This is a genomic window from Streptomyces sp. 840.1, from assembly GCF_003751445.1.
In the GTDB taxonomy this organism is placed as follows: Bacteria; Actinomycetota; Actinomycetes; order Streptomycetales; family Streptomycetaceae; genus Streptomyces.
Window position 1 is genome coordinate 1,107,870 of sequence record NZ_RJUU01000002.1, and the last position, 19,512, is coordinate 1,127,381.

The window sequence follows — 19,512 nt, forward strand, 5'->3', positions numbered from 1 at the left end:
CAGGTCACTGGTCCGGTGCGGCCTCGGGGCGCGCGTAGGTACGCCCCTTCCAGGCCGCGCCGCGGCCCCGGTAGTGCTGGACGGCCGAATCGACCGTCATCAGCAGGTACAGGAGCGCGGTGAACGGCAGCAGCGGAGCCAGCCACAGGGACTGCCGGTAGTACCCCAGCATCGGCATGTACGTCGCGGCCATCACGACCCAGGCCGCGCCGCCCGCCCAGGCGGCCGCGCCGTTGCCGGCCAACAGCCCCGCCACGAGCGTCACCGGCGGCGCGAGGTAGACGAGCGCGAGCCCCAGCACCGTCCCGAGCAGCAGCAGCGGGTTGTGCCGCAGCTGGGCGTAGGCGCTGCGGGAGATCATCCGCCACAGGTCGGTGAGGCACGGGTACGGCCGCACACTGTCCACCCGGTCCGCGAGCCCCAGCCAGATCCGGCCGCCGCTGTCCCGCACCGCACGGGCCAGCGACACGTCGTCGATCACCGCCTGCCGGATCGACTCCGGCACCCGTGCCCGGACGGCGGCCTCGGTCCGCAGCAGTACGCAGCCGCCCGCGGCCGCCGCGGTCCGCGAGCCCGCCCGGTTCACCCGGCGGAACGGGTAGAGCTGCGAGAAGAAGTAGACGAAGGCCGGTACGACGAGCCGCTCCCAGGTGCTCTGGACCCGCAGCCGCGCCATCTGCGAGACCAGATCGAACCCGCCCGCCCCGGCTGCCGCCACCAGCTCCCGCAGACTGTCCGGCTCGTGCGCGATATCGGCGTCCGTGAGCAGCAGGTACTCCGGTTCCCTGGCCCGTGCCACCGCCATCCCGTGCCGTACGGCCCAGAGCTTGCCCGTCCAGCCCGCCCGGAGTTCCCCGGGCGACACCACGGTCACCGGAAGCCCGCCGTGCCGCACGGCCAGCGCACGGGCCACATCCGGGGTGCCGTCCTCGCTGCAGTCGTCGACCAGGAAGATCTCGGCCGGTCCCGGATAGTCCTGCGCCATCAGCGACGGCAGGCTCACCGGGAGCATGTCGGCCTCGTCCCGTGCCGGGACGACGATCGCGACGGACGGCCAGTCCCCGGGTTCCGCGCGGTCCGGAAGCCGCTGGTCCGTCCGCCAGAAGAAGCCCTGTCCCAGCAGCAGCCACACCCACGAGGCGAGGGAACCCACGGCGATCCAGACAATGGCGGTCATTGGCCGAAGTCTGCCCCACTGAGCCGGGACCGCAAGGGTGGTCGACTATGGTGACCGGGTGAAGATCGCGCTCATGGACTCCGGAATCGGCCTGCTCGCCGCCGCAGAAGAAGTACGCCGGCTGCGGCCGGACGCCGATCTGGTGCTCTCCTCGGACCCCGCGAGCATGCCCTGGGGCCCGCGCACCCCCGAGTACGTGACGGAGCAAGCGCTCGCCGTGGCCCGCGCCGCCGCCGCCCACCGCCCGGACGCGCTGATCGTCGCCTGCAACACCGCCTCCGTACGCGCCCTGGCGGCGCTGCGGGCGGAGCTCGAACCCGGCCTGCCGGTCATCGGGACCGTTCCCGCGATCAAGCCCGCCGCTGCCGCGGGCGGACCGTTCGCGATCTGGGCCACCCCGTCGACCACCGGCAGCCCGTACCAGCGAGGACTCATCAGGGACTTCGCCGGCTCCGCCGCCGTCACCGAGGTCCCCTGTCCCGGCCTCGCCGACGCCGTGCAGTACGCGGACGAGGAGAGCGTCGACCGGGCCATCGCGGCGGCCGCCGCGCTCACCCCGCCCGATGTCCGGGGCGTCGTGCTCGGCTGCACCCACTACGAGCTGGTCGCCGAGCGCATCCGCGACGCCGTGCGGCAGCCCGGCCGGCCCGCCGTGGCCCTGTACCCCTCCGCCGGGGCCGTCGCGGCCCAGGCGCTGCGCCGGATCGGGGCCGAACCCGCTCCGTCGGCCGAACCGGGCACCGGTCTCGTGGTGCTCCTCGGCGGCCAGGTGTCCGAGATGCCCGAAGCCGCTCTGGCCTACCCGGAGGGGCGTCGCCTCATGGCGGCCACCCCCGCCCGCTGACCCCCGGGCGACCCGGCCGGGGCCGCCGGACCCGTTCCGCCGCGCGGTTTCTTCAGTACGCTGCTTGGCATGAGGGACCATCCCCGAGAACCGAGGCACACCGGAGCCGGCTCCCACCCGGCGGTCTGGACGGGCCGGGCCACCAACCGGACCCAGTGGGTGCTCGCCGCTGCGGGCGCCGCCTGCCTGGCGCTCGGCATCCAGCTCGCCGTCAGCTCCACCTGGACCTCCGGTATCGCACCGCTGCTGATGTCGGTGATCGGCTGCATGGCGGCCGGACTGCTGATGCTCTTCGGCACCCTCGCCTTCGTGAACGTGGCCGTCCGGGTCGACGGCGACGCCCTCGAAGTGCGCTGCGGCCACATGGGACTGCCGCGCCGCCGGATCCTGCTCACCCATGTGGTGGGCGCGGAGTTCGCGCCCCGGGTCACCCCGCGCCAGTGGGGCGGCTGGGGCTACCGCTGGCGCCCCGAGCAGGGCACCGCGGTGGTCGTACGACGCGGCGAGGGCCTAGTGCTCCGGCTCGGCGACGGCAGGACCTTCACGGTGACGGTGGACGACGCCGAGGCGGGCGTCCGCTTCATCCGCGAGCGGCTGCACCTGCCGGCCACCGGCACCCCGGCCGGCGCCTGAAACACCGGAGCCCCACGCACCGCACCGGCCCCACGCACCGCACCGGCCGCGCCGGATGCCGTCTCAGCCGCCGTCCCCGATGGGCCGCCTGGCCGACGCCAGCCCGGCCAGCAGACCGGCCCCGGCCGTCACCGGCGTGAAGCTCAGCGCGTTGCCGAACCCGGCCAGCACCGCCAGCGCGGTGAGCGCGGCGCCGGCGGTCAGTACGACCGGGGTGCCGCGCGGCGAACGCCACAGCACGTACAGCAGCCAGCCGAACGCGGCCCCCAGCAGCAGCACCCCCACCACGCCCTGCTCGGCCGCCTGCTGCAAGGGTGCCGAGTGCGGCTTGCCGTCGGAGTGGAGGCTCTGGTGCGCGGTGGCGCTCAGCTCGGCGAAGCGGCCGGGGCCGATGCCGCGCAGCGGGTGCTGCCCGGCCAGGTGCGCGGCGTCCTGCCAGAGCCGCACCCGGTTGCCGGTGAGCCGGCCCTCCAGGGAGGCCGTCAGCCCGTCCGGCAGCACGTCCCCGGCCACGGCCCAGGAGACGCCGGCGACCAGACCGGCGGCCAGGGCGAGCCCGACGAGAGCGGGCAGCCGCCGCCGCACCCCGGACGAGGCGACCGAGCACAGCAGCACCCCGAGCGCGGCCGCGCACCCCGCGGCCGAGCCGAGTACGAGCGAGGCGCAGGCCGTGCCCAGGGCCAGCAGCCGAAGGGTGAACCGCAGGGACTCCCGGCGGGCCGCCGCCGCAGCGCAACAGGCCGCGCCGGCCGCGAGCACCAGCAGCCCGGCAGCCGCCCCGGCGTAGCCGGGCGCGGTGTCCGTCGTGGCCGTGGCACCGGGCACCCCGTCGCGCCAGACGAACGCCATGGCGAGGGCGGCCAGCGCGGCGACCGCCGCGGTGGCCACCGGCAGCAGCGTTCCGCAGATACGCCCGCAGGCGAAGCCCGCCGCCACCGCGAGGAGCGCCAGCAGCACCCCCTCCGGCCGGGTCTCCCGGCCCGCCGCGCTGATCAGGGACCAGATCGCGCAGGCGGCGAGAATCACCGCACCGGCTGCGTCGGACGCGCTGCCGCCCGCCGGCGCCCGTTCCGTGGATGAGGTCATCACGTCCGCCCCCCCCCCGGCCTGTGACGGTCCCGGGCGCGATGGCCGGAACCGGCCGGGTCGGCGAGGGACTGCGGCACAGATTAACGGCATCAACGGGGATATGTGCGGAAGATACGGAGAAACGATCCGGCGGTAGGGATTCCGCCATCGGGACAGGGCTGCTGGGCGCACAGCCCGCCACCGTAGACTCCGCCGGGTGAGCACCACCATCGCCCCGGTCGGCGACCCGCAGAAGCCCGCCTCCGTCCATCGAGCCAGGCGTCTGCTGCCTCGGCTCGTCCGTCCCTGCGCAGCCCTGCTCTCCGGGCTGATGCTGTACGCGAGCTTCCCGCCCCGGCCCCTGTGGTGGCTGGTTCTGCCCGGTTTCGCACTGCTCGGCTGGGTGCTGTTCGAACGCAGGCTCCGGGCCGCGTTCGGGCTCGGTCTGCTCGCCGGGCTGGGCTTCATGCTGCCGTTGCTGCACTGGACGGGAGAAGAGGTCGGCCCGGTGCCGTGGCTGGCGCTGGCGGCCGCCGAGGCACTGTTCATCGCGGTGGGCTGCATCGGCATCTCCGCCGTGTCCCGGCTCCCCGGCCGGCCGTTCTGGGCGGCGGCGGTCTGGGCCCTGGACGAGGCCGTACGGGCCAGGGTGCCGTTCGGCGGCTTCCCCTGGGGCAGGATCGCCTTCGGCCAGGCGGACAGCGTGTTCCTGCCGCTCGCCGCGCTCGGCGGCACCCCGCTGCTCTCCTTCGCCGTGGTGCTGTGCGGCTTCGGACTCTTCGAGGCGGTGCGCCGCTTCCGCCTCCGCCGCGCCACCGGGGAACTGCCGCGCCTGGCCGCCGGGGTGACCGCGGCGGCCGTCCTGCTCCCGGTCGCCGCCGCACTCGCGTCGCTGCCGCTGGTGGACGACTCGGCCGAGGACGGCACCGCGACCGTCGCCGCGGTCCAGGGCAACGTGCCCCGGCTCGGCCTCGACTTCAACTCCCAGCGCCGCGCCGTCCTGGACAACCACGCGAACCGTACGGAACAGCTCGCCCGGGACGTGAAGGCGGGCAAGGTGCCGCAGCCCGACTTCGTCCTGTGGCCGGAGAACTCCTCCGACCTCGACCCCTACCGCAACGCCGACGCCAAGATCGTGATCGACGACGCGGTGAAGGCCATCGGGGTGCCGACCGTCGTCGGCGCGGTCGTCGAGCCCGACACCGGCAAGCTGCGCAACACCCTCATCCAGTGGGACCCGGACAAGGGCCCGGTGGCCACGTACGACAAGCGCCACATCCAGCCGTTCGGCGAGTACATGCCGATGCGTTCCTTCGTGCGTGTCTTCAGCTCGGACGTGGACCGGGTGCAGCGCGACTTCGGACCGGGCAAGAAGGTCGGCGTCTTCGACCTGTCCGGCACCTACGTCGGGCTCGTCACCTGCTACGAGGCCGCCTTCGACGACGCCGTGCGCGACACGGTCGAGCACGGTGCCCAGATGATCGCCGTCCCCAGCAACAACGCCACCTTCGGCCGCAGCGAGATGACCTACCAGCAGCTGGCCATGTCCCGGGTGCGCGCGGTGGAGCACAGCCGGTCCGTCGTCGTCCCCGTCACCAGTGGCGTCAGCGCGGTCATCCGCCCGGACGGCACCGTCGTCCGCAAGACGAAGATGTTCACCCCGGACGCGCTGGTCGAAGAGGTGCCGCTGCGGTCCTCGCTGACCCCCGCGACCAGGATGGGACCGCTGCCCGAAGGTGTGCTCTCGCTGCTCGCGGTCATCGGCCTCGGCTGGGTCGGCGCGCGGGCGGTACGGGCACGCCGCAGCCGCTGAACGGCTCAGCACGCCGCGTAGGGTCATGTCATGGCAACTCCTGACTTCATCCGCGAGATCCGCGCCACCGCGGGTCAACAGCTGCTCCTCCTGCCCGGCGTCAGCGCCGTCGTCTTCGACGAGGAGGGCAGAGTGCTGCTCGGACGGCGTGCGGACACCGGAGGCTGGTCGATCATCGGCGGCATCGCCGAGCCGGGGGAGCAGCCGGCGGCGACGGCGGAACGTGAGGTGTACGAGGAGACGGCCGTGCACTGCGTCGCGGAACGCGTGGTGCTGACCCAGGCACTGCCGGCCATACAGTACGAGAACGGCGACCGGTGCCAGTACCTGGACATCACCTTCCGCTGCCGGGCCACCGGTGGCGAGGCCCGCGTCAATGACGACGAGTCGCTGGAGGTGGGCTGGTTCGGGGTCGACTCGCTGCCGCCGCTGGACGAGTTCGCGCTGCTGCGCATCAAGCAGTCGCTCAGCGACGGACCGACCTGGTTCGAGGCCACCGACGCGCGTTGAACGCGACGGGCCGGGCGGGATCCGGACGGCCGCCGCCCGGTCCGGAACGCCGGCAGGAATGCGGCGGGGTCGCCGCCCGGTGCGCCGACCCCGGTCGTCCGGGCGGGAGTTGTGGTCCGCCGGGTGCGGATGTGGCACAGTCGGGCCGTGGACGCACTGAGGCCCCAGGACCCCGCGCGAATAGGCGCCTACCAGTTGCTCGCCCGCCTCGGCGCGGGCGGCATGGGGCAGGTGTATCTCGGCCGGTCGCCCGGTGGCCGGCTGGTGGCGGTCAAGGTCATCCGGGACGAGATCAGCGATCACCCCGAGGTGCTGGCCCGGTTCCGGCGCGAGGCCGCGACCGTGGAGACCGTGCGCAGCGTGTACACCGCCCAGTTGATCGAGGCGTCGCTCGGCACGTCCCCGTACTGGCTCGCCACGGAGTACGTGCCGGGGCCCACACTGCGGGCCGCCGTCGGCGCGGGCGGCCCCTTCCCGCCGGACAGCGCGCTGCGGCTGCTGGCCGCGCTGGCCGAGGGGCTGGCAGCGGTCCACGTACACGGAGTCACGCACCGGGACCTGAAGCCGCACAACGTCATCCTGTCCCCGCAGGGACCGCAGCTGATCGACTTCGGGATCGCACGGGCGGTCGATCAGTCGGTCCTCACCCGGGAGGGAATGGTCTCGGGGACACCCGGATACACGGCCCCCGAGGTCCTGCTGGGCAACGAGGCGGGCCCTGCGGCGGATGTCTTCGCACTGGGTGCGACGCTCGCGTACACCGCGACCGGCCGGCCCCCGTACGGCACGGGCGACGCCGCCTCGGTCAGTTACCGGAGCGTGCACGAGGAGATCGACCTGGCGGGCGTGCGGCCGGACCTGGCAGCCCTGATCCGCATGTGCGTGGACAAGGATCCGGCGGAGCGGCCGCAGCCGGCCGTCGTGATCGCGCTGTGCGGGGTGGACTCGCCGCTGGCGTCGGACGCCCACTACGGCAGGCTCGTCCGTTCCGCCGGGCCCGGCGCCGTACCGGGGGACGAGATCACGCGGCCCATGGTGCCCGGTGCGCGGGCGGAGCCGGAAACGGTGCCGGCGCGGGACACCACCGCCCCGACACGGCGTGCGGAGCATGAGCCGGCCGATCAGCCGGTGGCGGCGCCCGCACCGGCCGACGCGGAGCCGTCCGGCAGTCCGGGCCGGGGCAGCGCGCGGCGGGGGAGGGTCTGGGCCGCCGTGTGCGCGGTGGCGATCGCGGTGCCGCTGACGGTCTGGCTGCTCCCGGAGACGGACGGCAAGGGTTCCGATGCCTCGGCCGAGCCAGGTGCCACCGTGTCCGGCCGGCCGGCCGCGAGCCGTTCGGCAACCGCTGACAGGACGGCGGGACCACCCGGCCACATAGAGAACGACCGTGTCTCGAAGGACCGCTGGACCCTGTCGGACGATCCCGGCCAGGCCGCCCTGGGCAGTGGCCGCTGCGTTCCGGACCGCGTTCCCGAGTCCTTTCCGCCGGCCGGCCTGATGTCCAGCGTCTCGCACACCTCCGGCTCGGACACCGCCTCGGTGTCGATGCGGTTCGAGGACGCGGGCAAGGGGAAGCGGCCCGCGCCCTACTACGTGTCGGTGGGTGTGCGGCCCCCGCACGAGACGGACCGCGCCACCGGGCGGCCGCTCGCGTCCGGGGCCAAGGGCATCGGCTTCACCAGCAAGCCGGTCGACATCTACTCGCACTGGTCCTCCGGCGGAGCCGTCAGCCTCACGTACCCGGACGACTTCCGGGCCCATTTCGGTGCGAAGACCCTCGACGCGATCCCGGTGGGAGACGACCGGGGCGACTGGACGGTGATGATCTACCGCGTCGACGGAGGGCCCAAGGAGTACACCCCCGTCGTGTGCAACGGCTTCCACGCCTGAGGCGGTGCCTGTCCGCCCCGGCCGGCCGGGTCAGGCGGCGTAGGCGGACACGCTCAGGGTCTCGGCGAGGACGCGCCACAGGGCCCAGGCACCCGCGCGGCTCGCCGCGCTGCACAGCGTCCGCTCGCTGCACGGCGTCGGCCGGTCCTGCCAGGCGCTGACGACCAGGCAGTGCAGGCCGAGACTGCGGGCGAACGTGAACCGGATGTGCATCCCCTCGCCGAGGCTGTGGCCGGGAAGCGTCGCGATCTGGAGGCTGTCGTACCCGATCGTCTCCACCCGGACCGGGTTTCCGCCCAGCAGATCGCATGCGTCGCCCGGGTGGAGCACGGCCGGGCAGTCACCGCTCACCGGAAACAGCCAGAAGTTGCCGGTGAGCTGCTCCCGCACGTCGTGGGGGCTGGTGAAGGGGTGGAAGCCCAGCGAGTAGCCGTAGCGGTAGACCTGGTTCGGACCGGTCGACGGCGGTTGGGACCTGAGCGACCCTGCCCAGGACGATGCCGGCCCGGTCGAGGGTGACCTGCTCGGCGGCGATGCGGCGTACGACGGGGACGCCGCCGCCGAGAGCAGGAGTGCCGCGGCGAGCAGGCCTGCGGGCGCGGCACGGGCCGGCGTCCCGCCCGCCCTCGGGCCGGAGCCGCCGGGTGCCCGGCGCGGAGTGCGGCCTGCCTTCCGCATCAGCACCTCCCGAGCGCGAACATGAGCCAAGTGGAAGGTATGCGCTGATATGCGGTTCGGCATCCCGGCGCCCGGATGCGGTTGGGTATCCCGGCGCCCGCCCGGGATGCCGTGGAAGGGTGGCGCGGGGTCAGGCGCCCGCTGTCACGGCCTTGAGCTCGTCGAGCGACTCGCGGATGAGCCGCGACATGTCCGGGGAGCCGGTTGCCGCGATCCAGCGCTCGAACGTCACCTTGAAGACGGCGATCCCCGCCTCGGCGGCCAGGCTCGCCGCCGGCTCCGGGACGCCGCGCCGGCGCAGGGTGTCGGAGATCGCCGCGGAGAGCTTCGCGAGCTTGATCAGTTCGCGTTCCTGCAGCTCGGCATTGGCGGCGATGATCATCTGGCGCTGCCGGGCGTATGCGTGACGGTCCTGGAAGACGGCCGCCGCCGCATCGAGCGCCGCGGCCACGGCATCGATCGGAGCCGCCGACGCGGGTACCTCTGTGAGCGTGTCCACGAAGAGGCCCTGCAGCGCGGACGAGCCCGCGAACAGGACTTCGCGCTTGTCGCTGAAGTGCCTGAAGAACGTCCGCTCGGTGAGCCCCGCCCGTCTGGCGATCTCCGTCACGGTCGTCTGTTCGAACCCGCGCTCGCTGTAGAGATCCATCGCGGCCTCTTCCAGCCTGCCGCGCGCGTTCGGCTCCCATCTGCCCATAGCGGTGATTCTATGTGATGACAGTGACTGCCATCGGGTGTACGGTGATGACAGTTGCTGACATCGACTGTCCGGGTGCTCCTCGGGGCGTGGACGGTCGGCATATCCGGGAGGTTTCCCATGCGCGTTTTCGTTACCGGAGCGTCGGGCTGGATCGGTTCCGCCGTCGTTCCCGAGCTCATCGGCGCGGGCCATCAGGTCGTCGGGCTCGCCCGCTCGGACGCCTCGGCGGCCGCGCTCGAAGCGGCGGGGGCCGAGGTGCGGCGCGGCAGCCTCGACGATCTCGACGAGCTGCGGAGCGCCGCCGAAGCCTCGGACGGAGTGATCCACCTCGCGTTCAAGCACGACATAGCGTTCTCGGGGAACTTCCAGGAGGCCGCCGACTCGGACCGCGCGGCGATCGAGGCGTTCGGTGAGGCGCTCGCGGGCTCCGGCCGGCCCTTCGTCATCGCGTCCGGGACGTTGGGGCTCGCGCCGGGGCGGGTCGCGACGGAGCAGGACGGGCTCGCCCCCGGCCGGGAGGCGCCGTTCGAGGCGGCGAGGGCGCGGCTGGCCAATGCGCAGCTGACGCTCTCCTTCGCCTCCCGGGGTGTCCGCTCATCCGTGGTCCGGCTTCCCCCGACGGTGCACGGTGACGGGGACCAGGGCTTCATCGCCTCCGTTGTCGGCGTCGCCCGTGACAAGGGGGTCTCCGCCTATGTCGGTGACGGTTCCAACCGCTGGCCTGCCGTGGCCCGGTCCGATGCCGCACGCCTCTTCCGCCTGGCGCTGGAGCAGGCCCCGGCGGGATCGGCGCTGCACGCGACCGCCGATGAGGGGGTCCCGATCCGCGAGGTCGCCGAGGTGATCGGACGCGGCCTCGGCGTCCCCGTGGCCGCTGTCCCGGCGGAGGGCGCGGTCGAGCACTTCGGCTGGCTCGGCGGCGTCCTGGGCATGGACGGCCCGGCGTCGAGCGCCCTGACCCGTGAGCTGCTCGGGTGGCAGCCGGCCCACCCCGGGCTCCTCGACGACCTCGGCAAGGGGCACTACTTCGACGCCCCGCCCGCCGGGCACGCCTGAGGATCAGGAGGTGCACGCCGCCTGATTCACCGAGGGCCGGGCGGCCCGGTCAGGGCCTGGGGGTGAACGGGCCCGGCGTGCCCGGTCGTTGTGCCGGGGTCCACACGCCGAACCACTGCTCGGCACCGTAGTCCTGGAACCGCTCCACCTCGGTGAACCCCAGCCTTGCCGCGAGACGCATCGAGGCCTCGTTGGCGGTCTGGGTGCGGAGCACCACCGCCTCGCCGGGCAGCTCGCCCGCGAACCAGGCGAGTGCCGCCGCGCACGCCTCGGCGGCGTACCCCCGACCCCAGACCTGGGGCAGGAAGAGGTAGGCGAGCTCGGTGTTCCCGATGTCCGGACGGATGTGCCCCGGACGCTCGTCGTGCGGATCGAGCAGGATCGTGCCGACCGGTGCCCCGTCGAGCTCGGCCACGAAGAAGCCTGGCCGCCGGCCGGGCACTTCGGGCACCTTGCGTTCGAGCTCCTCACGCGGCTGTGGGCCACCGAGGTACGTGGTCACCTCCGGTGAGGCGTTCAGCTCGATGGTCAATGCGCGGTCCTGGGGCCCGGACTGCCGCAGGACGAGCCGCTCGGTCATTATGGGGGCGGTCGGCCAGGTGATCCGTCGGCTGTCAGTCATGCGGGCCAGGTTAGGGCCTCTCGTCTGGATCGTGCCGGGCTCGGGGTGTCCGGCATGATCCAGATGAAAGACCCTGGATCGGCCGGCCCGTTGGCGATCAAGGCGCGGTGTGCCTCCCGGCAGGGCTTCGGGGGGAGGCACCCAGCCCATTGGTCCCGCGCGGGCCCCGGGCGCCGTCAGCCGCGCCGGGCGAGCAGGAACAGGTGCGGTTCGGGCACTGCCGCCGGATGGGCCGGAGTGAACACACTGCTGGTTTCCGACAGGACCGCGAATCCGGCCCCGACCACACGTGCGGTGAACTCCGCAGGTCCGAAGCTGGTCACCCGCGCCGGCCGCCCCATGAACTCACCGCTCACGTCCTCCAGGTCCAACGGCACTGTCGCGACAGCCAGATGACCGCTGCTCCGCAGCGCCCGCCCGAGCCTGGCCAGTACCGTCGCCTGTTCGGTGCGCGACATCTGCAGGAGCGAGAAGTACACACACGCGGCGTCGAGACTCCCGTCCTCCAGTGGCAGTTCGCGGATATCGGCACAGCGGAACACGGCCCGGGGCACCTGCCGGGACGCGATGTCCACCATGACCGGCGAGACATCGACCCCGAGCACCTCATGACCGGCGTCGGTGAGAACCTGCGCGGTCGGCCGCCCGGTACCGCTGCCCACGTCCAGCACCCGGCTGTGCGGTGCCAGGTGCTCCAGCAGCAGTTCCAGCGAGGCGTGGTGGGCGGCCGATCCGGCGAACGCCTGCTCGTACTCGGCGCCGATGGCGTCGAACAGCGCAGCGGCGGTGGGTTGTTGCTCTGCGTCCATCGCGATCCACTCCTTCTCGTGCTGCCGCCGCCGGCCTGCCGGCCTCCGGTCCCGCAGTCTGGCACAGCGGTCCGTCACCGGCCGTGCTGCCGGCGCACTCGATGCCCGCCGGTTCGGTGACTACTGCAGCGCGTGCACCGCCGCGCCGAAGACCGCAGGTGCGCGGTATGCGGCGGGGACGATCAGGCGCGCCGTCGCCGGATGCCGGGCGACCGCCAGCAGCCCCTCGGTGAGGCATCGATGACGCCTCGTCAGCTTGCGCCACCGTGCCGGGTAGTCCTGCGGCCGGCCGGCGGCCAGGCAGTCCACCGCGGCCGCGGCCGTCGCCAGGGCCAGCGCCACCCCTTCGCCCGTCAGCGCGTCCACATAGCCCGCCGCGTCACCGACCAGCAGGACGCGCCCGGCCCGCCGGTCCAGCGCCCGCCGGCGCAGCGGCCCGGCGCCGCGCACGGCTCCCGCGTCCCGGCCGGCGAGCAGGGCGGCCAGCCGGGGGAACGCCGTCAGGTGCTCCTCGTAGGAGCGCCGCTCCCGGCTGAGCACGGCCACACCCACCAGGCCCTCCCCGAGCGGCGTCACGTACGCCTCGCCGCGCCGGGACCAGTGGACCTCCACGAACTCCGTCCACGGGGCGATCCGGTAGTGCCGGCGCTGCCCGTACCTGCGCACCGCCGAGCCCGGCCCGTCCAGGCCCAGCTCGCGGCGGAGCGGCGAGTGCAGCCCGTCGGCCGCGACCAGCCAACGGGCCGTCAGTCCGCCCGCGCTGACCCGGTCCTCGCTCTGCCGTACGCCAGCGACCTTGCCCGGCACGATCCGGACACCGAGCTCCACCGCCCGGCCGTGCAGGGCGGCGTGCAGCTCGGTCCGCCGTACCCCGAGCCCCGTCCGCCCCCGGAACACCGCTGCCGCGCTGCGCGCCCCCTCCACGTACCGGATGCCGCGGAGCCGGTGCCCGGACACCTCGACGCCGAGGGCGTGCAGCGCGGCGACTCCGCTGGGCATGATGCCCTCGCCGCAGGCCTTGTCGATGGGCGAGGCGCGGGGTTCGACGACGACCGTCTCCAGGCCGAGCCGGGCCGCCCGGATCGCCGCCGCCAGCCCCGCCGGGCCGCCGCCCGCCACCAGCACGTCGATCACGCCGGCACGTCCGCCGCCGTCGTCGCGGTCAGCGCCGCCTCCTCGCACCGGACGCGTACGGTCATGAGCGCCGCGTTCAGCACCGTGAAGAGGGCCGCGGTCAGCCACGCGCCGTGGACGAGCGGCAGCGCGAGCCCCTCGGCGGCGACGGCGACGTAGTTCGGGTGACGCAGCAGCCCGTACGGCCCGCCGGTCACCAGCGGCAGCCCCGGAACGACGATCACGCGGGTGTTCCACCGGTGTCCGAGCGTACGGACGCACCACCAGCGCAGGCCCTGAGCCGCCGCCACCACCGCCACCATCGCCCAGCCGAACAGCGGCACGAACGGCCGGTCCGCCAGCCGGACCTCCGCGAGACAGCCCAGCAGCAGGGCCGTGTGCAGCGCGACCATCGCCGGGTAGTGGCCGCGGCCGGTCTCGGCCCCGCCCCTGGCCAGCGCCCAGCGGGTGTTGCGGAGCGCGACGAAGAGTTCGGCGAGCCGTTCGCCCGCCACGGCCAGCACCAGCGCCGTGTACCAGATCATGTTTCCTCCGGACTACCAGCGCAGCAGCACCAGTTCGCAGCAGAATCCCGGTCCCATCGCCAGCAGCAGCCCCGGGGAACCCGGCTCCGGCCGCCGCTGCTCCAGCGTGTCCCGCAGTACGTGGAGCACCGAGGCGGAGGACAGGTTCCCCACCTCGGCCAGCGAGTTCCAGGTGACGTCGAGCGCGCCGTCGGGGAGCGAGAGGACCTCGGACACCGCCTCCAGGACCTTCGGGCCGCCCGGGTGGCACACCCAGTGCGCCACGTCCTTCGGCTTGAGCCCGTGCTCCGCCAGGAAGCCGCGCACGTCGTCCGCGAGATACCGGCGCACGACGTCGGGGACGGCCGGGTCGAGGAGCACCTTGAAGCCGGAACCGCGAATGTCCCAGCCCATCACGTGCTCGGTCTCCGGATACATGCGGCTGCGGGTCGCCACCACCTGTGGCCCGGCACCGGCCGCCCGGCCCGCGCCGAGCGCGACCACGGCCGCCGCCCCGTCACCGAACAGCGCGGTCGCCACCAGGTTGGCCGTCGACGCGTCGTGGCGCTGGAAGGTGAGCGAGCACAACTCCACCGAGAGCAGCACCGCCACGTCGTCGGGGCGGCCGAGCAGATAGTCGTGCAGCCGGGCCACCCCGGCGGCCCCGGCCACGCAGCCGAGCCCGAAGACCGGCAGCCGCTTCACGTCGGGGCGCAGCCCGAGCCGCCCCACCAGCCGGGCGTCGACCGAAGGGGCGGCCACCCCGGTGACGGACGTGAACATCAGGAGGTCCACGTCCTCGGGCCGCAGCCCCGCCGTCCGCAGCGCCCCGCGCAGCGCGTCCGCGCCCATGTCCACGGCCGAGCGGATGAACACGTCGTTGGCGTCGCCGAACCCGCCCAGCTCCGCGTACCGCTCCAGCGGCAGCACCATGTTCCGGGTGCGCACCCGCGCGTTCTCGTGCAGCCGGTCCAGCACCTGCCGGCCGGTCCCGGGCGGCAGACAGGTGCGGGCCACCATGTCGGTGACCTCGCGCTGTGTGTGGCGGTACGGGGCCGGGGTGCCGTGGACGGCGGCGATCCGGGTCATCCCGGGTCCTGATTCGGAGACGTCATGGCCCAACCCTGCCCCACTCGGAGGACAAAACGGCGCAAACGTCCCGTGTGGCTGTCATGTCCCTCCGGCACGGAGTACCTACGATCACCGGATGGCCACCCCCGACCCGCCGCGCGTGTACGCCGTGACCGGCCGGCCGCCGCGCCGCGCGGCGTCGCTCGCCCGCTCCTGCCACCCGGGCCCGGTGGTCGCGGTCAGTGTGCTGGCCGGTGCGCTGGGGGTCGGTGTCGGCCTCGACGGGGTCCGCCTCGCCCTGCTGGTCGCAGCGGTGCTGAGCGGGCAGCTCTCGGTGGGATGGTGCAACGACGCCTTCGACGCCCGGCGGGACGCGGCGTCCGGGCGACGCGGCAAGCCGGTGGCCGACGGCTCCGTGACCCGCCGCACGGTGTGGACGGCGGCGTTCACCGCCGCGCTCCTGTGCGTTCCGCTCTCGCTGGCCTGCGGACTGCTCGCGGGCACGGTGCACCTGGCCGCGGTGGCGGCGGCCTGGGCGTACAACCTCCGGCTGAAGGCGACCCCGCTGTCCTGGCTCCCTTACGCGATCGGCTTCGCCGCCCTGCCGGCGGTGGCCGCCCTGACCCTGCCCGGCAGTCCGGGCCCGGCCTGGTGGGCCGTCACGGCCGGCGCGCTGCTCGGCCTCGCCGCCCATCTCGGCGATGTGCTCCCCGATATCGAGGACGACCTGCGGGGCGGGGTGTGCGGACTGCCGCACCGGCTGGGCGTCGCCGGCACCCGGCTGCTGCTGCCGGTGCCGCTGCTGGCGGCCTCCGCGGTCCTGGCGTTCGGACCGGCCGGACCCCCGGGCCTTTGGGGAGCGTTGACCCTGGCGGTGGCGGCGCCGGCCGCGCTGGCCGGGCTGGTGCTCGGCCGGTACTGGCGCGAGGCCGCGCTCGCCGCCGCCGTGGTCGTCGCGGCGGCCGACGTGGCGCTGCTGCTGGTGCGCGGTGCCGCCCCGGTGTGACCCGGAACGGGGCCGGCACGCGGCCTCACGCCGTACGCAGCCACGCGTCGAGCTGCCGGAAATCGGCGTCGGTGAGGCCGCGCCCGGGATCGACGCGGTGGAGCAAGGACCGCCCCTCGTGGTGTGCGGCCACCCATCGCCGGTCCGCGTCCCCGATCTCGTCGTCGACCCACGCGAAGGCCCGCCCCGCCGCCCGGCCGACGAGCGTGCGGGTCTTCCAGTGCAGCCCGGCCCGCGCGTCCCGTTCGTCCTCGGCCGACGGACCGGGCCACAGCACCACGGGGAGCTGGGGCAGCCCGAGCCGCGGCGCGACGACCTCGTTCGCCTCGTGCGTCCAGGTCGTCGCCCACACCAGCTCGCAGCCGAGCGCGGCCAGCCGGGGCCCGAGTGCCGGATCGATCCTGGCGAGCAGCGGATGCGCCCCGGCCCCGGGCGGGAGCGGGCCGTCCGGATACGTGGGGTGGATGCCGCCGGGCCCGGTTGCCGGGCCGAACGGCAGGAGCGGGCCGTCGACGTCGAGGAAGAGCAGCGGAGGCCCGCCCGAATCGGTCACCGCCGCACCGTACCGCCGGATTCAGCGTCCGCCCGCCACCCGCAGGATCGCCCCGGTGGCGTACGAGGCGTCGTCCGAGAGCAGCCAGGCGACGGCTCCGGCGACCTCTTCCGGCTGACCGGGCCGGCCCAGCGGGATGCCGGCGGCGGCCTTGTCCGGGCGCTCGGGGTCCTCGTGGAACTCGGTGCGGATGATGCCGGGCGACACCGCGTTGACCCGGATACCGGCGGCGGCGACCTCCTTGGACAGGCCGATGGTCATCGTGTCCACCGCGGCCTTGGCGGCGGCGTAGTGGACGTACTCGCCGGGGCCGCCGAGCGTGGCGGCGGCCGAGGACATGTTCACGATGGCCCCGCCACCGGTCCGGCTCATGTCGCGCACGGCCCGCCGCGCGCACAGGAGGTACCCGATGACGTTGACGTCCAGGGCGCGCCGGAGCCCGGCCGCGTCGGCGTCCGCGAGCGGGCCCGTCGGGCCGCCGACGCCCGCGTTGTTGACGAGCCCGGTGACGGGGCCGAGCCCGTCGGCCGCCGCCCGGAAGAGCTGGTCGACACCCGGTTCGTCGGTCGTGTCCATGCGCACCGTGACGCAGCGCCGGCCCGTCGCCCGCACGGATTCGGCCACGGCCTCGGCGGCCGCAGCGTCCGAGCGGTAGCCCAGCGCGATGTCGTGGCCGTCGGCCGCCAGACGCACGCAGACGGCCGCGCCGATCCCGCGGCTGCCGCCGGTGACCACGGTGACGGGATGACGGCTCATGGATGCCCCTGACTCGCGTGCGGAGACCCGGCGGCCCCCGCGGAGGGGACCATCGTAGAAATAGGTGGCCGAACCCCGTCCCGTGGCCGCCCCGAAGCGGCGTTACGAACCCGAAACGGGCCCGACGGCTTCCGGAAACGACTCGGTGGACTGCCACCCACTCATGGAAGAGTGACAGTCCACCGGACGTACATGTGAGCGGTACCGCACACGAGGCGGTACTACACGGGGAGGTCGCTGCCGCCCCGCTCGGCCTGCTGGTCGCTCCGCTCCTGGAGCTTCTGGGCCTTCTCCTGCAGCCGGCGGCGCTGCTCCGGGTCCTTGGTGCGCTCCGCGGCCTCGGCCATGTGCCTGGCCTTCTCGCGCATCTGGTCGGCTCGGCCGGATTCTCCTGCAACGCTCATCGTCGCTCCTTGAACGGTAGGGAAGAGCGGGCCCCCTCAGAGAACCAGCGCTCCGCGACCATCGCACCCCGAACCGCTACGTACCGTGAAGGTGCCAGGTGAGGCGGGTTCCGGGAACGGGCCGGGGGCAGGCGCGGGACTCGCGGGTCCCCGGCGCTGGCATGATCTGGGGTATGAACGAGCGCATGATCGCCGCGTGTGACGGGGCATCGAAGGGTAATCCGGGGCCTGCGGCCTGGGCGTATGTGGTGGCCGACGCGGAGGGCAGGCCCTTCAGGTGGGAGGCGGGGCCCCTGGGTACCGCCACCAACAACGTCGCCGAGCTCACCGCGCTGCGGGAACTGCTGGAGTCCGTCGACCCGGGGGTGGCCCTCGAGGTCCGGATGGATTCGCAGTACGCGATGAACGCCGTCACCAAGTGGCTGCGCGGCTGGAAGCGCAACGGCTGGAAGACCTCGGCGGGCAAGCCCGTGGCCAACCGGGAGCTGGTGGTCCGCATCGACGCCCTGCTGACCGGCCGGTCGGTGGACTTCGTCTACGTGCCCGCCCACCAGGTGGACGGCGACCCGCTGAACGCCCTCGCCGACCAGGCGTGCAGCGAGGCGGCCGTGGCGCAGCGCGCGGCAGGCACCTCGCAGGGCTCGGCCGACCTGCCGGTGCCCGTGGCCGCCCGCGCCTCCGAAGGACGCCGGACCGGCGGTGCGGCGAAGAGCACGGCGAAGAGCACGGGTGGCACGGCCCGCAGCGGCGCGACCATCCGCGCCAGGTACGCGGGCCGGTGCCACTGCGGCAAGCCCTACGCGGCCAAGGACACGATCGCGAAGAACGACCAGGGCTGGGGCCACCCGGAGTGCCGCACCGCATCCGTCTGACGCGCACCGCCCGGAACGCCCCCGTACGGGTCCCGGTGATCCGCCCCGCGCGGCGGGCCGCGCGTGCCATGATGCGGCTCCGGCGAAGCGGTCGACGCGCCGCCGGAGCCGCGGACGACGGTGACACGCTGGGGGGCGTATGGAAAGCACGGGAACGGTGCTGCGTGAACTGCGCGGGGCGCAGAAGACGGCCAAGGGGGTGTCGCTCTACTCGCGGTACGTGAACCGGCCGGCCGGCCGGATCTTCGCCGCAGCCGCCTTCCGGCTGGGTATGACACCCAATCAAGTCACCCTGGTGAGCGCTGCGTTCACCTTCGCGTCCATCGCCGCCCTGGCTCTGGCCAGGCCCACCTGGGGGCTGGCGGTCCTGGTCTGGCTCGGGCTCGTCGTGGGCTTCGCGCTGGACTCGGCCGACGGGCAGCTCGCCCGGCTCACCGGGCGGGGCGGCCCCGACGGCGAATGGCTCGACCACGTCGTCGACTGCGCCAAGATGATCCTCGTCCACACCGCCGTACTGATCTCGTTCCAGCGCTCTTTCGCGCTGCCGGCCGACGGCTGGCTGCTCCTGCCGCTCGGCTTCCTGTTCGTGGCGGTGCTGACCTTCTGCGCGGGGCTGCTGCGGGAACAGCTCGGCAAGGCGGCCGCCGCCGGCCGTCCGGAGCCGGACGGCGGCGGGCCCCCGCAGGCGGTCTCCCGGCTGCGGGCCGTGGCGCTGCTGCCGGCCGACTACGGGGTGTTCTGCCTGGTGTTCCTGCTGCTCGGCGACGAGACGGCGTTCCGGATCGGCTATGCCGCGCTCGCCGCCGTGCACGCGCTGTTCCTGGTGGCGTTCCTGGCCAAGTGGTTCAGGGAGCTGAAAGCGCTCCGGGCGCACTGACCAGCGAGTCCAGCGCCCGGCGCAGCTGAGTGCTGGACGTGTGCACGGTGTACGGGAAGTAGACGACCTCCACGCCGACCTCCGCGAAGTCGCGTTCGAGCCGCTTGCCCTTCTCCGTGCCCCGCCAGTCGTCCCCCTTGAAGATGACGTCGAACCTGACCTGCTGCCAGGTCTCCACCTTGTCGGGGACGGTCTCGACGAAGGCGGCGTCCACGTACCGGACGCTCCGTACGATCTCCAGCCGTTCCGGCAGCGGAATGACCGGTCCGCGGCCCTTCGCGAGCGCGGCCATCTCGTCCGAGACGACCCCCGCGACCAGGTAGTCGCACTGGCTGCGGGCATGCCGCAGGATGTTGAGGTGACCCACGTGGAACAGGTCGTAGACACCCGGCGCGTAGCCGACCCTGTGCACCATCCGTTCTCTCCCCCCACGGTGAACGTGATGTCCGTGTCCCAGCGGTGGTTTTCCGGACATGGCATCCGGTCCGGTGGGATATCGGTATCGGTGTTGATCGTGCAACGACCTTACTGTGAAG

At 73.7% G+C, this 19,512-nt stretch carries 22 protein-coding genes; 9 read left to right on the forward strand and 13 right to left on the reverse strand.

Annotation, left to right across the window (positions count from 1 at the left end):
* Positions 1 to 4: 4 nt before the first annotated feature.
* Complete coding sequence (locus tag EDD93_RS31010) at positions 5 to 1,177, reverse strand: glycosyltransferase (RefSeq protein WP_123528797.1); 1,173 nt, start codon at positions 1,175 to 1,177, stop codon at positions 5 to 7.
* A gap of 58 nt (positions 1,178 to 1,235) precedes the next feature.
* Between EDD93_RS31010 and EDD93_RS31015 the strand changes: the two genes are divergently transcribed.
* Together EDD93_RS31015 and EDD93_RS31020 are read left to right on the forward strand one after the other, a co-directional pair.
* On the forward strand, positions 1,236 to 2,021 hold the full coding sequence (locus EDD93_RS31015) for a glutamate racemase (RefSeq protein ID WP_123529472.1): 786 nt from the start codon (positions 1,236 to 1,238) through the stop codon (positions 2,019 to 2,021).
* 69 nt (positions 2,022 to 2,090) lie between these two features.
* Entirely contained in the window at positions 2,091 to 2,654 is a 564-nt protein-coding gene (locus EDD93_RS31020) for a hypothetical protein (protein ID WP_123528798.1), read from the forward strand.
* A gap of 63 nt (positions 2,655 to 2,717) precedes the next feature.
* Here the strand turns inward: EDD93_RS31020 and EDD93_RS31025 are convergent, their stop codons facing one another.
* Positions 2,718 to 3,740, reverse strand: coding sequence for an O-antigen ligase (locus EDD93_RS31025; RefSeq protein ID WP_123528799.1), 1,023 nt, complete (start codon positions 3,738 to 3,740; stop codon positions 2,718 to 2,720).
* A gap of 199 nt (positions 3,741 to 3,939) precedes the next feature.
* Here EDD93_RS31025 and lnt point away from each other — a divergent pair, with 199 nt between their 5' ends.
* The 3 genes from lnt (at position 3,940) to EDD93_RS31040 (ending at position 7,935) form a co-directional block, all read left to right on the forward strand.
* Entirely contained in the window at positions 3,940 to 5,535 is a 1,596-nt protein-coding gene (lnt, locus tag EDD93_RS31030; protein WP_123528800.1) for an apolipoprotein N-acyltransferase, read from the forward strand.
* A gap of 30 nt (positions 5,536 to 5,565) precedes the next feature.
* Positions 5,566 to 6,045: an NUDIX domain-containing protein gene (locus tag EDD93_RS31035; protein WP_123528801.1), complete on the forward strand. Its 480-nt coding sequence runs from the start codon at positions 5,566 to 5,568 to the stop codon at positions 6,043 to 6,045.
* 147 nt (positions 6,046 to 6,192) lie between these two features.
* Positions 6,193 to 7,935: a serine/threonine-protein kinase gene (locus EDD93_RS31040; protein ID WP_123529474.1), complete on the forward strand. Its 1,743-nt coding sequence runs from the start codon at positions 6,193 to 6,195 to the stop codon at positions 7,933 to 7,935.
* Between the two features lie 30 nt (positions 7,936 to 7,965).
* Here the strand turns inward: EDD93_RS31040 and EDD93_RS31045 are convergent, their stop codons facing one another.
* Together EDD93_RS31045 and EDD93_RS31050 are read right to left on the reverse strand one after the other, a co-directional pair.
* Complete coding sequence (locus EDD93_RS31045; protein ID WP_260256009.1) at positions 7,966 to 8,613, reverse strand: hypothetical protein; 648 nt, start codon at positions 8,611 to 8,613, stop codon at positions 7,966 to 7,968.
* Positions 8,614 to 8,743: 130 nt separating this feature from the next.
* Positions 8,744 to 9,310: a TetR family transcriptional regulator gene (locus tag EDD93_RS31050; RefSeq protein ID WP_123528802.1), complete on the reverse strand. Its 567-nt coding sequence runs from the start codon at positions 9,308 to 9,310 to the stop codon at positions 8,744 to 8,746.
* Between the two features lie 120 nt (positions 9,311 to 9,430).
* Here EDD93_RS31050 and EDD93_RS31055 point away from each other — a divergent pair, with 120 nt between their 5' ends.
* The gene (locus tag EDD93_RS31055; protein WP_123528803.1) at positions 9,431 to 10,369 is read left to right on the forward strand and encodes an SDR family oxidoreductase; all 939 of its coding nucleotides are present in this window, start codon (positions 9,431 to 9,433) and stop codon (positions 10,367 to 10,369) included.
* A 49-nt stretch (positions 10,370 to 10,418) separates the two neighbouring features.
* Here the strand turns inward: EDD93_RS31055 and EDD93_RS31060 are convergent, their stop codons facing one another.
* From EDD93_RS31060 to EDD93_RS31080, 5 genes are all read right to left on the reverse strand, one after another.
* Complete coding sequence (locus EDD93_RS31060) at positions 10,419 to 10,991, reverse strand: GNAT family N-acetyltransferase (protein ID WP_123528804.1); 573 nt, start codon at positions 10,989 to 10,991, stop codon at positions 10,419 to 10,421.
* Positions 10,992 to 11,167: 176 nt separating this feature from the next.
* A complete protein-coding gene (locus tag EDD93_RS31065) occupies positions 11,168 to 11,800 on the reverse strand; it encodes a class I SAM-dependent methyltransferase (RefSeq protein ID WP_123528805.1) in 633 nt (210 codons plus the stop codon).
* A 120-nt stretch (positions 11,801 to 11,920) separates the two neighbouring features.
* Positions 11,921 to 12,934, reverse strand: coding sequence for an NAD(P)/FAD-dependent oxidoreductase (locus tag EDD93_RS31070; RefSeq protein ID WP_123529478.1), 1,014 nt, complete (start codon positions 12,932 to 12,934; stop codon positions 11,921 to 11,923).
* Entirely contained in the window at positions 12,931 to 13,458 is a 528-nt protein-coding gene (locus EDD93_RS31075; protein ID WP_123528806.1) for an isoprenylcysteine carboxyl methyltransferase family protein, read from the reverse strand. The genes EDD93_RS31070 and EDD93_RS31075 overlap by 4 nt, the downstream gene beginning before the upstream one ends.
* Before the next feature lie 12 nt (positions 13,459 to 13,470).
* A complete protein-coding gene (locus EDD93_RS31080; RefSeq protein ID WP_123528807.1) occupies positions 13,471 to 14,526 on the reverse strand; it encodes a type III polyketide synthase in 1,056 nt (351 codons plus the stop codon).
* A gap of 118 nt (positions 14,527 to 14,644) precedes the next feature.
* Here EDD93_RS31080 and EDD93_RS31085 point away from each other — a divergent pair, with 118 nt between their 5' ends.
* Positions 14,645 to 15,514 carry a UbiA family prenyltransferase gene (locus tag EDD93_RS31085; RefSeq protein ID WP_123528808.1) on the forward strand — a complete coding sequence of 290 codons (870 nt, stop codon included), beginning with the start codon at positions 14,645 to 14,647 and terminating at the stop codon, positions 15,512 to 15,514.
* Between the two features lie 25 nt (positions 15,515 to 15,539).
* Here the strand turns inward: EDD93_RS31085 and EDD93_RS31090 are convergent, their stop codons facing one another.
* From EDD93_RS31090 to EDD93_RS39465, 3 genes are all read right to left on the reverse strand, one after another.
* The gene (locus EDD93_RS31090; protein ID WP_123528809.1) at positions 15,540 to 16,067 is read right to left on the reverse strand and encodes an HAD domain-containing protein; all 528 of its coding nucleotides are present in this window, start codon (positions 16,065 to 16,067) and stop codon (positions 15,540 to 15,542) included.
* Between the two features lie 21 nt (positions 16,068 to 16,088).
* Positions 16,089 to 16,823: an SDR family NAD(P)-dependent oxidoreductase gene (locus EDD93_RS31095; RefSeq protein WP_123528810.1), complete on the reverse strand. Its 735-nt coding sequence runs from the start codon at positions 16,821 to 16,823 to the stop codon at positions 16,089 to 16,091.
* A 221-nt stretch (positions 16,824 to 17,044) separates the two neighbouring features.
* Positions 17,045 to 17,227 (reverse strand): DUF6381 family protein, encoded by a 183-nt coding sequence (locus tag EDD93_RS39465; RefSeq protein WP_148083917.1) that lies wholly within the window; start codon positions 17,225 to 17,227, stop codon positions 17,045 to 17,047.
* A gap of 173 nt (positions 17,228 to 17,400) precedes the next feature.
* Between EDD93_RS39465 and EDD93_RS31100 the strand changes: the two genes are divergently transcribed.
* Together EDD93_RS31100 and EDD93_RS31105 are read left to right on the forward strand one after the other, a co-directional pair.
* Positions 17,401 to 18,099, forward strand: a complete 699-nt coding sequence (locus tag EDD93_RS31100) for a ribonuclease H (RefSeq protein ID WP_123528811.1) — start codon at positions 17,401 to 17,403, stop codon at positions 18,097 to 18,099.
* Between the two features lie 139 nt (positions 18,100 to 18,238).
* Positions 18,239 to 18,976, forward strand: a complete 738-nt coding sequence (locus tag EDD93_RS31105; RefSeq protein WP_123528813.1) for a CDP-alcohol phosphatidyltransferase family protein — start codon at positions 18,239 to 18,241, stop codon at positions 18,974 to 18,976.
* On the opposite strand, the gene EDD93_RS31110 is transcribed toward EDD93_RS31105, so the two are convergent.
* Positions 18,945 to 19,391 carry an adenylyltransferase/cytidyltransferase family protein gene (locus EDD93_RS31110; protein WP_123528815.1) on the reverse strand — a complete coding sequence of 149 codons (447 nt, stop codon included), beginning with the start codon at positions 19,389 to 19,391 and terminating at the stop codon, positions 18,945 to 18,947. The genes EDD93_RS31105 and EDD93_RS31110 overlap by 32 nt on opposite strands.
* Between the last annotated feature and the right edge of the window lie 121 nt (positions 19,392 to 19,512).

Excerpts from the sequence above, each read along its gene's own strand:
- EDD93_RS31060 (WP_123528804.1), bottom strand. The coding sequence starts at position 10,991 with ATGACTGACAGCCGACGGATCACCTGGCCGACCGCCCCCATAATGACC.
- EDD93_RS31020 (WP_123528798.1), top strand. The coding sequence starts at position 2,091 with ATGAGGGACCATCCCCGAGAACCGAGGCACACCGGAGCCGGCTCCCAC.
- EDD93_RS31085 (WP_123528808.1), top strand. The coding sequence starts at position 14,645 with ATGGCCACCCCCGACCCGCCGCGCGTGTACGCCGTGACCGGCCGGCCG.
- EDD93_RS31080 (WP_123528807.1), bottom strand. The coding sequence starts at position 14,526 with ATGACCCGGATCGCCGCCGTCCACGGCACCCCGGCCCCGTACCGCCAC.
- EDD93_RS31035 (WP_123528801.1), top strand. The coding sequence starts at position 5,566 with ATGGCAACTCCTGACTTCATCCGCGAGATCCGCGCCACCGCGGGTCAA.
- EDD93_RS31065 (WP_123528805.1), bottom strand. The coding sequence starts at position 11,800 with ATGGACGCAGAGCAACAACCCACCGCCGCTGCGCTGTTCGACGCCATC.
- EDD93_RS39465 (WP_148083917.1), bottom strand. The coding sequence starts at position 17,227 with ATGAGCGTTGCAGGAGAATCCGGCCGAGCCGACCAGATGCGCGAGAAG.
- EDD93_RS31055 (WP_123528803.1), top strand. The coding sequence starts at position 9,431 with ATGCGCGTTTTCGTTACCGGAGCGTCGGGCTGGATCGGTTCCGCCGTC.
- EDD93_RS31110 (WP_123528815.1), bottom strand. The coding sequence starts at position 19,391 with ATGGTGCACAGGGTCGGCTACGCGCCGGGTGTCTACGACCTGTTCCAC.
- EDD93_RS31095 (WP_123528810.1), bottom strand. The coding sequence starts at position 16,823 with ATGAGCCGTCATCCCGTCACCGTGGTCACCGGCGGCAGCCGCGGGATC.
- EDD93_RS31025 (WP_123528799.1), bottom strand. The coding sequence starts at position 3,740 with ATGACCTCATCCACGGAACGGGCGCCGGCGGGCGGCAGCGCGTCCGAC.
- EDD93_RS31050 (WP_123528802.1), bottom strand. The coding sequence starts at position 9,310 with ATGGGCAGATGGGAGCCGAACGCGCGCGGCAGGCTGGAAGAGGCCGCG.
- EDD93_RS31100 (WP_123528811.1), top strand. The coding sequence starts at position 17,401 with ATGAACGAGCGCATGATCGCCGCGTGTGACGGGGCATCGAAGGGTAAT.
- EDD93_RS31045 (WP_260256009.1), bottom strand. The coding sequence starts at position 8,613 with ATGCGGAAGGCAGGCCGCACTCCGCGCCGGGCACCCGGCGGCTCCGGC.
- EDD93_RS31075 (WP_123528806.1), bottom strand. The coding sequence starts at position 13,458 with ATGATCTGGTACACGGCGCTGGTGCTGGCCGTGGCGGGCGAACGGCTC.
- EDD93_RS31105 (WP_123528813.1), top strand. The coding sequence starts at position 18,239 with ATGGAAAGCACGGGAACGGTGCTGCGTGAACTGCGCGGGGCGCAGAAG.
- EDD93_RS31010 (WP_123528797.1), bottom strand. The coding sequence starts at position 1,177 with ATGACCGCCATTGTCTGGATCGCCGTGGGTTCCCTCGCCTCGTGGGTG.